This window comes from Nostoc sp. DedQUE07, assembly GCF_034530975.2.
GTDB lineage: Bacteria > Cyanobacteriota > Cyanobacteriia > Cyanobacteriales > Nostocaceae > Nostoc.
In genome coordinates this window covers 1-14,335 of the sequence record NZ_JAVRCC020000070.1, presented here as the reverse complement: position 1 = coordinate 14,335, position 14,335 = coordinate 1, and the positions used below count along the sequence as shown (strand labels likewise).

The following is a 14,335-nucleotide window of genomic DNA, read 5'->3' as shown; positions in this document are numbered from 1 at the left end:
TCGTAGATTACGAGTAACATTGAAAACATATAATTTACGACGCAAAACACAAGGTAATGTCTGAGGAGAACTATGTAAGTAACTTCTGGCGCTCGCATAATTTTCGCTTGGAGCCTTGGGGGAATGACTATGAGCCGCCAATTCAAATCAGTGATGAACTTTCGCTCTCTGAAAGCGATGTTAACCCGACAGTAGAGACTGAGAATTGGGAATGTTTTCAGTCGCCTGAACCGCGATCGCTACCTAATCGCCTTATCTTTATTGATGGGCGTCGTCGCCTGGATGCTGGACTCGTTGGTGGCAATGGCAACACCATAATATACGGTGTGTTTGGAACAATTGCTGTGGGTGCGGTGGTAGTAGATAAAACTATTCCCAAGGCGAGTTGCATTGAAATTGATGTTCGTCGAGTTTTGGGTTTTGGCGGTGAGCAAGAGGCTGTATCAACATCCATCCCTTGTCCTTTAGGAAGTAAAGCAGAATTACTCTACAAAGCAATTAAAAGCAATCAACCAAATACTCCTGAAGCTCGAAGTGCAATTGTTCAAAATGCCATGCTAGCCGCAGAAGAACAGCTAGTAAGCAAACTAGATATAAAAGATACGAATACTTTGGTAATTCGAGATGGAGCATTACGATATGAATCTCCAACTTTTACCTTGGGCTACATTAAGACAATGCATAAACAATACTTGTCTGAAAAATATGCTGCCCTTCTGTGGAAATTATTACCAGGACAACGCACGCCTATTTTTAATATTAAAGATAGATTGCAATACTCATGGTATTTAAAATCTGGTAATTATCAACATTCCCCACAACAACTCGGCTACCACGATTTACATGGTATTGTGCGCCTGGAATTATCTAGCAAAATTGACATTGAAAAAGCTCAAGAAATAGCCAATCAAACTTGCTATTTAATTCCCAATTATGCTTCCCATCCATCACGAGATCCGCGCGCGCCACAAAACCTCGCACCTGTTAGCGCTTTGGAACGGGAATTAGGCAGAAGAATGGGTGATGCAATACTAATTAAGCGGCGGCTGCAATGTTTTCTGGCATCTTTTGGAGGTAATAAATGATATCTTCTGAACCAATCGGTTTTGTACTTGGTACTCAAGAAGCTACTCCTTTGGAATTTTGGATTGCAGTGGATGTCAAAAAAGTTTTACGGCTAGATGATGTTGTAGAGGTGCAAACTCAACGTCCTGATGGTGCGGGAATTGTGCGTTTTTACGGTGTGGTAGACTATGTTCGCACTCAATACGAAGGAGCGCAGTTTGATACTGATACTTTTTTAGTTGCCAAAGAAGGTATTTTACCAATAAATATTTCTTACACTGCTCACGTCCAAGTCACAAGAATTGAGCCAGAAGAGTATTTACCTCCACAACCGGGCGATCCGGTTCGCCTAGCTGTAGATAAGCAGTTAGCATCGGCATTATATTTTGACAGCATGGATACCCCAATTCCGGCTGGTATTATGAATAACGGCAATGCGGCTTATTTTAACTACTCATTTATCAATGGTGAAAAAGGCGCTCATGTAAATATCTCTGGTGTTTCTGGTGTGGCTACTAAAACATCTTACGCTTTGTTTTTACTATATTCAATTTTCAATTCTCCGGCTTTAGGTTCTTACAAAGCTAATACGAAAGCACTGATTTTCAATGTTAAGGGTGAAGATTTATTCTTTTTAGACAAGCTGAATCAAATTTATGGTAATTCAGGAAAAGAAAAAGATAAAAATAAATATGAAATTTTAAAATTGCCAGTACAACCTTTTAAAAGTGCAAGTTTTCGGGCTGCGCCAAAAAGAGATTCTCGGACTGTTGACTCTGACTTAGAACAGCGTTCTGAAGGGATATCAGTTTATTTGTGGAGTATTCGGGAACTGTGCCGCGATCGCCTGTTTCGGTTTTTGTTTACTGGTGAAGATTTAGACCGAGGAAATTTATCCTATTTAGTGACGACGGTAGAAGAACGATTAGCACGGGTAGCAGAAGAAAATGACCAGAACGATCGCAACAGTCGGCGCAAAGTCCAAGCTCATTTAGAAGTAGAAGCCTTTGGAGAAGAGAATAAAACAAAGATTAAGACATTTAGAGAATTAATTGACTTTTTAGAAGACAAACTGCTTAACGATGAAGATAGAGAAGAAAATAGGCGTTGGTTAGGACGAAATGTCCCAGCTACAGCAGAAGCAATGATTCGGCGTTTGTACGGTATCAGTAGTGAAGTTAGCCATTTAATTCGCGGTGATTTATCACCAGATGAAGTTGCTAAATACCAACTCAATCCAATAGCTTCAGATGCTCAACTGACTGTCACTGATATCCACAAACTCAGTGCCCGTGCTCAAAAATTTGTTGTGGGTGTTTTACTACAAAAGCTATTTTTTCAAAAAGAGAAGCAAGGAAGAGAACCTGTTGTTTTTATTGTCCTTGATGAGTTGAACAAATACGCGCCTCGTGATGGACGTAGCCCGATTAAAGATTTACTGGTAGACATTGCAGAACGCGGGCGATCGCTAGGAATTATCTTAATTGGTGCCCAGCAAACAGCCTCAGAAGTCGAACGGCGCGTTGTGGGACAAGCGGCTATTCGTGTTGTCGGGAGATTAGATTCAGCAGAAGCAGAACGTCCAGAATACAACTTTCTGACGGGTTCTTGTCGCAAGCGAGCTTTATTTCTAAAATCTGGCACAATGTTTGTGCATCAACCAGAAGTCCCCGCCCCAATTTTAGTTAACTTCCCCTTCCCCGCTTACGCCACTCGCAAAGAAGAAGTGTTTTTAAGCCAAGCAGAAATTACCAGCATCGAAGCTGATATTGACCGTTTTTAGGAGGAATTGTGCGTTTAATTCATACATCTGACTGGCATTTGGGGCGTCACCTCAAAGGCAAGGATCGTACCCCGGAAATTGAATTTGCTCTTCAGGAACTTTTACGACAAGCCAAAGAATTAGAAGTTGATGCGGTGTTAATCGCAGGCGATATTTTTGAAACTCCTAATCCTCCATCTGATGCTGAACGAGTTGCGTATCAGTTTTTTGAGGGGTTGCGAAATGCCAAAATCCCAGCAATTGCGATCGCAGGTAATCACGATTCTGCTTCCCGCTTTGATGGGATCGCTAATCTCTTGTCTTTAGCTGGCGTGCAGATTTTAGGGAAACCTCGTCGCGTCAACCAAGGAGGTTTGATTACCCAAGAAACGCTCAATGGCAAATTGCGTGTAGCTGCAATGCCTTTTGCTTCAGAACGGCGACTATTGACAGTTGAAAATCTCTGGACAATGGATGAATTGCAGCAAATACAGCACTACAGAGACAGGGTAGACTACTTGCTCAAAAATTTAGCTGGCGGCTTTCAAGATGATAGCGTTAATATCCTCATGGCTCACCTGACTATCGATGGTGCTAGGTTAGCTAACTCCGAAGCCCGTCATCACACCAAAGAAACCTACGCCTTGGCTGGACAAAGCCTACCCGCTGAAGCTCAGTATATAGCTCTCGGACACATCCATAAATCTCAAGAAATTCCAATTGCAGCTCCTACTTACTATTCAGGTTCTTTGATTCAAGTGGACTTTGGCGAAGCTGAAGAAGATAAGGGATTTTATCTGATTGATGTTGAACTTGGTTCTCCCGCCAAAAAACCAGAGTTTATATCTATCCCCTGTCAAAAACCTTTGAACATAGTCGAATGTGAATTGAGCAATTATGAAGAAAAACTAGAACCACAACGCAATCACCCAGGCTATCTGAAGGTAATTATCAACTTGCAAACACCTCAAATGGGGTTAGCTGACAAAATTCGGAAAATTTGTGGCGATAAAGTGCTGCAAATTGAGCCACGTTTTCCAGAAGTGGAATCAAAGCAAGAAAAATCTGTAAATCGCGAAGAGTTCGATCCAGTGGAAGAATTTAAACGCTACTTCCAAGAAGAATTAAACACAACGCCTCCTCTTGCCGTTGTAGCAAAATTTGAAGAACTATACAAGGAAATTAAGGAAAACCAAGATGCGACCGCTTGAACTGACTTTAGAAGGTTTTACCAGTTTTCGCAATCAGACAAAGATTAACTTTGAGAAGTTGGAAGTATTCGCTATTACTGGCCCAACAGGCGCAGGCAAATCATCTTTACTCGATGCGATGACTTTAGCATTATATGGGAAAGTAGCAAGAAAAACTCAACCCAAAGAATTATTGAGTCAGGGGAGTTTAAAATTACAGGTATCATTTCGCTTTTTAGTAAATGAAACGGAGTTTTTAGTCTTTCGCTCATGGTTATATCGTACTAGAACGTCCCAGCTTACTTTTAAGTTAGAAAAGCGGATAAATGGCGAGTTTCAACCTTTTGGAGAACAAAAGGAAGCAGAGATTAATGCCGTTATCGAGAAAGTTTTAGGAATGAATTTTGAAACTTTTACAAAAGTTATTTTGCTTCCTCAAGGTCAATTTGATGAGTTCCTCAAAGGTAAAAGTACTGAACGGCGTCAGATTTTAAGCAATCTGGTTGGATACGAAAAAATTTTTCCAGATATGTGTACGCAGGCTGGGAAGCAAGCTAACTTTCTTGAAGGTGAATGTAACGTAATTCAAGAACAGCTAAAAAATCTGGATTTCTCATTAGATTTAGAACTGAATTCTCAACGACGCGATCGCTCTGAGTTTCTCTCACAAGAATTACTTAGATTACATGAAGCAGTTACCAAAGCACAAACAGGTTTAGCCGCAGAAAAAGAATTATTACAACATCTGAAAGCTTTAGCAGATTGGCAAGAGCAACTTGAGGAATTAAATAAACAAGCTATAAACATAAGTAAATTAAAACAGCAATTAGAACAAGCGCGAGTTGGCGATCGCTTATCAGCCATCTGGACATCAGTCAATTTGGCTCGCAATCAATATGACAAAACTCATGCTGATGTTGAGATTGCTGCCAAAGCTTTGATTGAGAAACAATCAGCTTTTAAAATTCAAGAAGATAAATTCAATCAAGCACAAGCCTACCACACTGAAATTGCACCTCAGCTAAAACAGCGAGAAGAAGCTCTTACTACTGCCAAAATATATGAACAACAGCGTCGTCAAATTAACAATGAAGTAAAGAGGGTAGAAGAAGTATTAGCAAATAAAGTCAAGCTTTTAACTGAGGCTGATAAAGCTGTCAAAAAAGCTGAAGCTGAATTAATGCAAAAAAATCAGATATTGACTAGAGTTAATAATGAAATGTCTCTATATTCCTCTGGTGGTGAGAGATTAGAGCAGCTTAATCAAGTTACACCTCTACTAATTAAATGGGAAGGAGTTCAAAAGCAAGTTGAAAGCGATCGCACCAAACTACAACAAATTACTCAAGAGTTAATCACCACTGAGTCTGATTATCTGTCTGCTATTTTAAATTTCCAAAAATCTGAAGCAGAATGCGAGCAATCTCGTGTTGAATTAGATACTGCTAGACAAAACAATTATGCTGCGGCTTTACGTGCATTGCTACATACTAACGATGATTGTCCAGTTTGTGGTGGAGTTTGTCCAGAAGCCCACTTATTACCACAACTAGAATCTTCTGATAATATCGAAACGCTAGAAAAACGTGATCGCGCTGCTGAACAAATCCGTCAAAAAGCTGCTGATACTAAAACTAAAGTTGAAACAATCAGGGATAATCTAAAAAAACAAGAAATTGAATGTCGTCAAATATTAGCAAAAAAAGAAGCCGATCTGAAGGCAGAAACACAACAAATTATTGTTATCTTAAAAACAGACAAATGGAAAGTTAAAGTACTTGAACAGGAACGCCAAGCATTACATGAAAGTGACGCTAAGTATCAACAATGTTTAAGAAATAAAGAGAAAACAGTTACAGAAGTTCAAGTAAGCGAACAAAATTTAAAGTCTGCAACAAGTAATTTATCAGATAAGCAAACCCAACATCAAGATGCAGCACATGAAGTAGAACGTCAAAAAACACAACTTCAGGAAATATCAGACAAACTATCCAAACTTACTGGAAGTGAGTCTTACGATCATTTATTCCAAAAGCTAGAACGAGATAAACAAGAGTTAGAGCATCGTATTCAGCATCAAACCCATAACTATCAAACTGCTCGCGATGAATTTCGGCAAGCTCAACAAAGTGATGTCAAAGCAAGAAAAGACTTTGATTTAGCTTCTACTGAAAAACAACACCTAGAAACTGAATGGCAGACTAGTTTACTATCTGTAAACTTTACAGAAAAAATGTTTCAACAATCTAAAGTAGATCCAGAATTACAAAATCAATGGCAGCAAAAAATTGAAGATTACAAGACTAATAAAATTGAGTTGCAAACTAACGTTCAGCGAGAAACTGATGCAATTGGTGACAGAACTACTAAGGCAGAAATAATTGCACAGTATGAAAAAATTGTAGCTGATGCTGGAGAAAAATATAAACAAGCACAAGATGAATACAACGATTTAAAACTTGTGATTGCTAAAGCTGAAGAACAGCAAGAGCAAGTAGAGAAATTGCAAGCACAACTATCTAGCAAACAACAAGAGCTAGGAATATATAAAATTTTATCCAAAGAGTTGAGATCGGATCGATTTCAAGACTATATTCTCCAGCATTTTGAGCGAGAATTAGTAGAACAAGCAACAGTGTTTCTGCTCGAACTTACAGAACAGCGATATGCATTGAAATACGAAAAAAAAGACTATAAAGTAGAAGATAACTGGAGTGGTGGCGAATCGAGACGAGTGCAAACACTATCTGGTGGTGAAACCTTTGCTACTTCTTTATCACTGGCTCTGGCACTTTCAGAAAAGTTGTCTAGAGGAGCTAAGTTAGGCAGTCTGTTTATAGATGAGGGATTTGGAACATTAGATGCCGAAACTCTGCAAAGTGTCTCAAATATTCTACTGTCTTTGGGAAAACAAGAGAGACTGGTTGGCGTAATTACTCATGTTCCCGCTTTGGGAGAGGAGTTAGGAACACAAATCAAAGTAGAAAAGTTTTTAGAAGGCTCGCGGATTGTTGTAACAGGGATTTCAGCTTAATGGTAGTTTTCTTTTTTATCTAACTATCTTTTTGATAGAAAAATTTACAAGTAGAGACGCAATAAATTGCGTCTCTCAACATCATTTTCTAATGAGATTTAATCTCCCTAGTCAATAGACAAAACCCAATCGTGTAAAAGTTGGTTTACTTTATCAGGTACTTCGTCGTGGGGACAATGACCTGCTGTTAAAAAATGCTCTGTCAATTCCGGGCAATATTGACGAAACTTTCGAGAACGTTCTCTAGCATTCATCCACGGATCGGCTTCTCCCCATAACATCAACAGAGAACAAGTTAATTGCTTTAATAGTACATCAACTTTTTCCCCTTGAGGACTGCTAAAAACTGAAACAAATACATCCAACGCACCCGGATCAAAAGCAGGACGAGAAATTTCTTCTACCAATTGATCTGTAACTGCACTTTTATCAAGATATACCTTTTCTAAGGTTTGGCGAATTACCCAACGTTGTCGTACGTATTGAAATAACACAAACTGAGCTAAAGGTTGTTGAAAAATCCATTTAACTGAGTCACCCAGAAGTTTCTCTAAAGAAGAGGGTTTTTTGGGTGGCTGAATTTCGCTTTGCAAAGCTTCCGGTTCTGATGTCGGCTGGCTTTCGCTAAAAGGCCCAGCACTATTGAGCAACACTAATCCAGCCGCACTGTCAGGACGTTGGGCTGCAACACATAAGCAAGCATAACCACCAAGAGAATTACCTGCTAATACTGCTTTTTCACCAATCACTTCGCTGATAAAATCATGGAGTTGGTCGCGCCACAAGTCGCCACTATACTGCAATTTTGGTTTTGCCGATCGCCCGAATCCCAAAAGGTCGATCGCAAATACTTCAAAATCTTGACACAATCCTGTGATATTCTTGCGCCAGTGGTCTGTGGAAGCACCAAATCCATGTACCAAAAGCAAAGGCGGACGTTGCGTTTGTTTCTCTCCCGCACGCACGTAGTAAACGTTGTGCCCGCGCCACTGCCAATATTTGCCAGGAATTGGAGTTGTAGAGGAGGCTGTAGTTGCCTGCATGATTTAAAGAAATGTTAAGGAGCTTTTAATAATTGTAGGCTACCTGAGGGGATTGGGGCAGGGGAGCAGAGGGGCAGGGGAGCAGGGGAGAATAACTACTGACAAATGACAAATGACAAATGACAAAAAAAATTACAGGCAAAACTAAGCTACTAGGGGTAATTGGGCATCCAGTGGAGCATTCGCTGTCGCCAGTGATGCATAATGCAGCGATCGCACAATTAGGATTAGATTACATTTATCTGCCTTTTCCGATTGAACCACAGAATCTAGAAGTGGCGATCGCAGGTTTTGCTGCTGTTGGGGTTGTCGGCTTTAGTGTGACAATACCTCACAAACAGGCAATCATTCCCCTACTCTCAGAAATTACACCCCTGGCTCAAACTATTGGAGCCGTGAATACTGTTAGCCGCCAAAATAACAAATGGGTAGGCACAAATACAGATATAGAAGGATTTATCGCCCCTTTGCAGACAACATATAAACAAGATTGGAGTCAGAAAGTAGCGGTAATTTTAGGCAATGGTGGTGCAGCAAGAGCTGTTGTCGCAGGTTGTACTCAGTTAGGTTTTGCCCAAATTCATGTTGTTGGGCGCAATATGCAGAAATTAGAAGAATTCCGCAATAGTTGGAGCAATTCGCCCCTTGCTGAGAAATTCCAGATTCATCAATGGGAGAAATTACCAAAATTAATTACTCAAGCAAATCTGTTGGTAAATACAACTCCGATTGGGATGTATCCCAAAGTCGATGAATCGCCTTTGAATGCAGAAGAAATCGCGAATTTACCAACGGGTGCGATCGCTTACGATTTAATATATATTCCTAAACCAACGCAATTTCTCCAGCAGGCACAAAAACAAGGCGCAATTGCGATCGATGGATTAGAAATGCTAGTTCAACAAGGGGTAGCAGCATTAAAAATCTGGTTGCAGCAGGAAACTTTGCCTGTAGAAGTGATGCGTCAAGCATTACAAAATCACCTGGGTTTGGGAAAATGAAACGTTCTATAGAACTCCTACTTGCTTATTTCGGTGCGTAATTGATTCCTTAAAAATCAATACAGTTCAAAATGAGCAACAAAATCCAGATGTAGAGACGCGATTTATCGCGTCTCAAAAGACCAATTATCTACACCAACAACCCTTAACCCAAGCGTATTGCCTTAAAAATCTCATTAGGAAATACGTATCTACGGACGTGTAATTACTTGGTTAGCAAATCAAGAAAGTATAAAAACTCTAGTATATTTTCGCCTATCAATTCAGCATTAGCCCCAATAGGATGTAGCAGAATACATATCACTCGCCAGATTAACAGGTGCGTTCTTAGCTAAATGACTATTAAGAAACCTTTGCTAATCAAGCAACCGCAAGTTGGAAAGCTCATCCGTGAACTTTGTGGCATAACTGGTCTTACCCAAGCACAGTTTGCAGCATCTTTAGGTATAAATTATTCGACGGGAAACCTTTGGGAGAAAGGATATACCAATCCTTCATCTCTAGCTATGCAAAAGATTCAGGGGATGTTAAAGGAGATGGGTGAGCTGGGGCAGAAAGTGTCGGTGAAGTATTTGTCGAATTAGAAAGCAGCCAGAGAGGCTTAATTGAAGTTACTTTCCCCCAATTAACAGGTTATCGCTACGACATAACCACAAACAATTCAATTCTAATTTTAGCGATGTTTGCAGATATGCATATTTTGCGGATTACTCAACCTTTGAGTTTGAGTTTACCGTAGCCAATATTTTCTTCAATTTTCAGACGAGTTTAGCTTAAAAACGCGCAAAAACTCCCAAAATTTTTTTCTTAATTGAACAGCCAATACTTTTCAGTCAACCTTATCTAGGACTGTACAATGTTTGATTACTCTACCCCCGCTTTAGCTACATATCTTAATATTTCTTCGCCAAGAGCAGCTTGCACTAACGGCAGCAAAGTTGCGGTCATCAATACTGAAGGTGTATGGGAAGTAGAAAGTAATGGGACGAAAAAACTAATCCCAAACTCTAATTACGATGCTCGTGACATAGTAGCAATTGACGGCAAAACTTATGTCTTAGCTGTTCCAACAGGACTAGTAAAAATCAAAACTGACGGAACTAAGCAAAAAATAGTTAGCAACAAAGCTAATTCAAAGACACGGGTAAAATTTTTGCAAGATTGGATTATTTACCAGTCTGCAAATACTCTATCAATTTATGACAAAAACCTCAACTTTAAAGCCAAACAGAGTTATGGCGTAACTGAGGTAATGGATTTTGAGTATAAAAACGGGTATCTCTACACTAGTGGCTATCAGCAACAAAAGAGGTTAGGCATTCCCGTTCAGATAGCTTTTCTTTACCGGATGGTTTTCGATGGAGCAAAAATATTTGCTTTGGCAAATTTAGCAGGAAATAACCAAGGCAAACTTTGGGGCTACAATTCTGCCGATCTTGCTCACGATATGGCAGACACAAGACTTAACCGATTACATATTGTTGAAGACAAGCTTTATGTCCTTGGTTCAGTTTATGGGGGTAACTCAATCTACAGGTGGAATGGCAAAGACTTATTAACAAAGACTTTGATTACCACAGACAGCTATACCAATGCTGCACAAACCCGTGATGAGACAAAGGTTTATATAGGAACTGTTAATCTGACTAATTTTACTGTCGAGCGTGGACAGCTAAGTATTCCAAGAAAGCCTACAACTGCGGGGATGGGAGACGGCAGTAGCAATTTCCCTAAAACTATTTACTCAGATGGCAGTAAAATTTTTGTGGGTTCCTCTGCTGCTTATGCGATCGCCAATAGAGATAATCAAACCTTCATGGGTAAACCCATCTCGCCTTACCGTGGAGATGCATCTCTTTTAGTTGTCTCCAAAAACCTAATGACTCGCCACGCTTGGGTAACACCGGGAAATGGTGAAGTATTGCTATTTACTGATAAGTTTGCAGTCATCAAAACAGATAATAAAAAAAATGACTTGGCTACAAATGTAGGAACTGCCCAAACTTTACCAACAAATACTTATTTCGTTAGGTTTTAATTGAGCAACTAGATTGTAGATAATCTCATTGCTCAATTCTTTTTTGCAGAAAACTATCAGCCAATACAGTTCAGATAAACCCAAAACCCGGATGTAGAGACGCGATTTATCGCGTCTGGAAAGACCAATTATCTACACCAAGACCCCTTAAACTAAGCGTATTGAACTATACGCAAGATTAATTATTAGTTTTTTGTTGGCGTAGAGTTTACGCCAACAAGTTAGTTTTTTATCCCAAGTCTAATACGTACTTTATATCTTAACGATAATTGCATAGCAGGCTATTAAGCTAAAAGTTTTACCCTGTCTCATCTAACTCTTATTCGATGTAGGATATATTATTTTAACCATTGAGGACAAGTATAGTTCTTGTCCTTTATTTTTTTGAGAAAGTTTTCGCCACAGACTGCATTTTATTCAAGGTAATATCAATAAATTTTAATAGCCTCTTGTTTTTTAGCACAATTTATGTAAATCTCATAACTATATAATACGGTAAGACGATGTACTTATCGTATTATACCGAAAAATTAGGTGGGTTAGCCAATAAACTCAAAATTTAGTGCCAAGTAAACTTTTTAGGAGATGTAATCGTGAATACATATCAATCGGAGTCAGGCAATAGTTCGACTTCGCAACTGAATTTAGAGACTGATGTTCTAGTCATAAGCGGCGATCCATCAGCAACTTGGGCAACTTGGAATGCTGCTGCTCAAGGGGTAAGAGTGATACTCGTAGATAAAGGCTACTACGGTACCAGTAGAGCAACAGCATCTTCTGGTACTGGTTGCCTCGTAGATGACGAAGGGCGTCCTAGTCGTCGCGCTATAAGAAGCTCATGATTATATACGCTTGATACGTAATCTCCCCAGCTTCAAAGAGAGATTGAGGGTGAGGACATTTGATTTATACAAGAAGTCTATTCTGTAAGCTGCTAGTCAGGCAACTTTGCTGATTTCTAACCCTGGATTTGCATTTAATTTTGAGTAGACAAATTGGTAGCGATCGCGCTCATACACTTGCCTTTTTTCAACGGATTACTGTCCTCACAGGACGCGATACTATCGACAATATCCGTAATGAAAAGTTACTTAAATATGCACAAGTTAGAGATTTTCTTAACAAGCAGTATTAAGAGCGAATACTACCTGTATTTTAAAGATAGCGAAAGAATGAAGAATGACAATTTTGTTACTTTGTCTTTCCTAAATTAGGAGTTACTAAACTTAAACTTGAACATTCGTGGAGGTCAAATCATGTTTTCTGGAAAAATCGAAAAAGAATTTTTTAGTGAAGAAATTTGGTCAATTTGGCAAACAACTAAATTACCAGACCATCTACAGCTATTAGTGGATCGAGAACTAGGAAAACGCGATATCTGGGAATTGCAGTCTCAAAAGCCTGACGATCGGTCGATTTATCCAAATCTCTATGATGACTCTAGTCATTCAACAAATATTTAACAAAAGAGGTAGTTCTTGCGTAAGGCAGGATAGCATAGCGGTAGCGAGTCCGCCCACTCTGTAAGAGTTGCAAGCTAGCAAGAGCGTCGGCTGGAGGAATACTGCCCTACGCAAGAACTACTGCAATACCTACGGCGGTAAATTCGGCTTTGAGAGTAAGGGTTTAAGTTTCCCAGCAAATTTTGAATTTGCTGGGAAACTATCAAGTGGTCGGTCTAAATTCCCCACTGATTGCATTCTGAATTTTGACTTCTCTATTTAATTAATGCAAAATCGAATTCATGCTGCAAATCCCTTCCCAATTTATTTTACGTAGCAAGAGAAGGAATCAAGATTAATGGCACATCTATTTGAACCATTTAAGATTCGTGAAGTTGTTTTTCGCAATCGCATCGCCGTTTCACCGATGTGTCAATATTCCAGTACAAATGGATATGCTAATGATTGGCACGTTATCCATTTAGCTTCTCGCGCAGTTGGCGGTGCAGGTATAGTGTTCACAGAGGCGGCAGCTGTAGAGCCGCGTGGACGCATTAGCCCGCAAGATTTGGGAATTTGGTCGGATTCACATATCGAAACTTTAGCCAAGACTGTGGCATTAATTCATAACTTTGGTGCTGTTTCAGGTATTCAACTTGCTCATGCGGGTAGAAAGGCCAGCACTGCCAAACCGAGTAAGGGAGGGAAAGCATTAGATGAATCTCAGGAAGGTTGGCGTCCCTTAGTTTCGAGTAGTGCGATCGCTTTTAGCCAAGATAGCCCAGTTCCAGAAGCCCTCAGTCTTGAGGGAATTCAAGAAATTATTGACGCTTTTGTTCAAGCAGCCAAACGTTCTCTCCAAGCTGGTTTCAAGGTAGTGGAAATCCATGCTGCCCACGGTTATCTACTGCACCAATTTCTTTCACCTCTTTCTAACCACCGTCAAGATGATTATGGTGGCAGCTTTGAAAACCGGACTCGTCTGCTCAGAGAGGTAGTTCAAGCAGTCCGAGAGGTTTGGCCTCAAACACATCCACTCTGGGTACGCATCTCCGCCACCGATTGGGTAGACAATGATGGCTGGGACATTGAGCAAAGTATTGCTTTAAGTGACAAACTCAAGTCTTTAGGAGTCGATCTCATCGATACTTCATCAGGCGGTACTATACCGGGCGTTCATATCCCAATTAAACCTGGTTATCAGACTCAGTTTGCCGAACGCATCCGCCGCGAAGCTAATATTCATACAGGAGCCGTGGGCTTAATTACATCCCCTGAACAAGCTGACGAGATTATTCGTACAGAAGTAGCTGATATAGTCCTGTTAGGACGCGAACTACTCCGTAATCCTTACTGGCCACACCTGGCAGCCAAACAACTGGGACACGATAAACTCTGGCCTGTTCAATACGATCGCGCTTGGCTGTAAGCTTTCCTCGTTCCCATACTCTGTAGATTGGTGACAACTTAAAGTAATAGACTTCTTGGCATTTGTCGGGAAAAGGGTAAGGGGAAAAGGGGAAAGGAACAATAAAAAACATGAGTCCCTTTTCCCGCCTCTTGCAAAAGTCATTTTTGCAAGAGACTCCATGAGCGGAACTCACAAGGAACAATAAAAATATCTCTTCCCCAGTCCCCAGTCCCCAGTCCCCAGTCCCCAGTCCCTAGTCCCCAGTCCCCAGTCCCCAGTCCCCAGTCCCCAGTCCCCAGTCCCCAGTCCCCAGTCCCCAGTCCCCAGCTTATTGGCAATGATAAAGTTC

Annotated in this window: 13 protein-coding genes; 11 read left to right on the top strand and 2 right to left on the bottom strand. The window is 40.3% G+C overall.

What is annotated here, in order from left to right; translation table 11 throughout:
• Positions 1–56 precede the first annotated feature (56 nt).
• Genes RMZ95_RS30955 through RMZ95_RS30940 form a run of 4 tightly spaced genes read left to right on the top strand, consistent with a single transcriptional unit; the run spans position 57 to position 7,051 of the window.
• The gene (locus RMZ95_RS30955) at positions 57–1,085 is read left to right on the top strand and encodes a hypothetical protein (RefSeq protein WP_322683669.1); all 1,029 of its coding nucleotides are present in this window, start codon (positions 57–59) and stop codon (positions 1,083–1,085) included.
• Positions 1,082–2,848, top strand: a complete 1,767-nt coding sequence (locus RMZ95_RS30950) for an ATP-binding protein (RefSeq protein WP_322683670.1) — start codon at positions 1,082–1,084, stop codon at positions 2,846–2,848. The genes RMZ95_RS30955 and RMZ95_RS30950 overlap by 4 nt, the downstream gene beginning before the upstream one ends.
• Positions 2,849–2,856: 8 nt before the next feature.
• Entirely contained in the window at positions 2,857–4,038 is a 1,182-nt protein-coding gene (locus RMZ95_RS30945; protein WP_322675637.1) for an exonuclease SbcCD subunit D, read from the top strand.
• Entirely contained in the window at positions 4,025–7,051 is a 3,027-nt protein-coding gene (locus RMZ95_RS30940) for an SMC family ATPase (protein WP_322683671.1), read from the top strand. Before RMZ95_RS30945 ends, RMZ95_RS30940 begins: the two co-directional genes overlap by 14 nt.
• A gap of 107 nt (positions 7,052–7,158) precedes the next feature.
• Here the strand turns inward: RMZ95_RS30940 and RMZ95_RS30935 are convergent, their stop codons facing one another.
• Positions 7,159–8,094 carry an alpha/beta fold hydrolase gene (locus RMZ95_RS30935; protein WP_322683672.1) on the bottom strand — a complete coding sequence of 312 codons (936 nt, stop codon included), beginning with the start codon at positions 8,092–8,094 and terminating at the stop codon, positions 7,159–7,161.
• Positions 8,095–8,213: 119 nt separating this feature from the next.
• Here RMZ95_RS30935 and RMZ95_RS30930 point away from each other — a divergent pair, with 119 nt between their 5' ends.
• From RMZ95_RS30930 to namA, 7 genes are all read left to right on the top strand, one after another.
• Positions 8,214–9,095, top strand: a complete 882-nt coding sequence (locus RMZ95_RS30930; protein ID WP_322683673.1) for a shikimate dehydrogenase — start codon at positions 8,214–8,216, stop codon at positions 9,093–9,095.
• A gap of 335 nt (positions 9,096–9,430) precedes the next feature.
• Positions 9,431–9,679, top strand: a complete 249-nt coding sequence (locus tag RMZ95_RS30925) for a helix-turn-helix transcriptional regulator (protein WP_322683674.1) — start codon at positions 9,431–9,433, stop codon at positions 9,677–9,679.
• 272 nt (positions 9,680–9,951) lie between these two features.
• Positions 9,952–11,133, top strand: coding sequence for a hypothetical protein (locus tag RMZ95_RS30920; protein WP_322675642.1), 1,182 nt, complete (start codon positions 9,952–9,954; stop codon positions 11,131–11,133).
• Between the two features lie 593 nt (positions 11,134–11,726).
• Positions 11,727–11,975 (top strand): hypothetical protein, encoded by a 249-nt coding sequence (locus RMZ95_RS30915; protein WP_322674867.1) that lies wholly within the window; start codon positions 11,727–11,729, stop codon positions 11,973–11,975.
• A 140-nt stretch (positions 11,976–12,115) separates the two neighbouring features.
• Positions 12,116–12,268 carry a hypothetical protein gene (locus RMZ95_RS30910; protein WP_322683675.1) on the top strand — a complete coding sequence of 51 codons (153 nt, stop codon included), beginning with the start codon at positions 12,116–12,118 and terminating at the stop codon, positions 12,266–12,268.
• Positions 12,269–12,389: 121 nt separating this feature from the next.
• Positions 12,390–12,596, top strand: coding sequence for a hypothetical protein (locus RMZ95_RS30905; RefSeq protein ID WP_322683676.1), 207 nt, complete (start codon positions 12,390–12,392; stop codon positions 12,594–12,596).
• Positions 12,597–12,933: 337 nt separating this feature from the next.
• A complete protein-coding gene (gene namA / locus RMZ95_RS30900; RefSeq protein ID WP_322683677.1) occupies positions 12,934–14,004 on the top strand; it encodes an NADPH dehydrogenase NamA in 1,071 nt (356 codons plus the stop codon).
• Between the two features lie 140 nt (positions 14,005–14,144).
• On the opposite strand, the gene RMZ95_RS30895 is transcribed toward namA, so the two are convergent.
• Positions 14,145–14,335, bottom strand: a 191-nt coding sequence (locus tag RMZ95_RS30895; RefSeq protein ID WP_409884216.1) for a hypothetical protein, incomplete at its 5' end; no start/stop codon positions are given.